Below are 570 nucleotides of genomic sequence, written 5' to 3'. Positions count from 1 at the left end.
CAGCCGTTTGATCCGGGAATCCGGAGTCAACAACAAAACAGTCTCTTGCGAAACCGCTTTGGTGTTGAGTGATAAGTGTCTATCGGAGCCTGGCATGACAACCAGGTTATTGGTGGAGGATGACGGGATCGAACCGACGACCCCCTGCTTGCAAAGCAGGTGCTCTCCCAGCTGAGCTAATCCCCCTTTGATCGTCTATAACCTGCGCATTGCGGCGTTGCTACTTCCTCACATACGTAAGTATGCTTCGTCATTCGCGCCTTGCACTGCTTGGTTCTAGCCAATCAACATGCCATCCGTCGGAACCGTAATGGTGGGTCTAGTTGGGCTCGAACCAACGACCCCTGCGTTATCAACACAGTGCTCTAACCAGCTGAGCTACAGACCCATTCCAATTCTTTGCAAGTGCTGTGTCTTGTACAGACCCAGCCTTTAAAAGCTTTGGCTTGTTCCAACAACCGATAAGTGTGGACGTTCAATCTTGATTGCTTTGTTTCCAGAAAGGAGGTGATCCAGCCGCACCTTCCGATACGGCTACCTTGTTACGACTTCACCCCAGTCACGAACCCC

At 51.4% G+C, this 570-nt stretch carries 2 tRNA genes and 1 rRNA gene; all 3 read right to left on the bottom strand.

Features of this window, described 5'->3' with window-relative positions:
- Positions 1-110 precede the first annotated feature (110 nt).
- Positions 111-186, bottom strand: a tRNA-Ala gene (locus tag AB7A72_RS23735).
- 125 nt (positions 187-311) lie between these two features.
- Positions 312-388: transfer RNA gene (locus AB7A72_RS23730), tRNA-Ile, on the bottom strand.
- Positions 389-500: 112 nt separating this feature from the next.
- A 16S ribosomal RNA gene (locus AB7A72_RS23725) occupies positions 501-570 on the bottom strand; the annotation flags it as partial.

Source organism: Comamonas sediminis, assembly GCF_041107495.1.
Lineage (GTDB): Bacteria > Pseudomonadota > Gammaproteobacteria > Burkholderiales > Burkholderiaceae_C > Comamonas > Comamonas sediminis.
The sequence above is the reverse complement of the archived record's forward strand: the minus strand, read 5'-3'. Positions and strand labels throughout refer to the sequence as shown.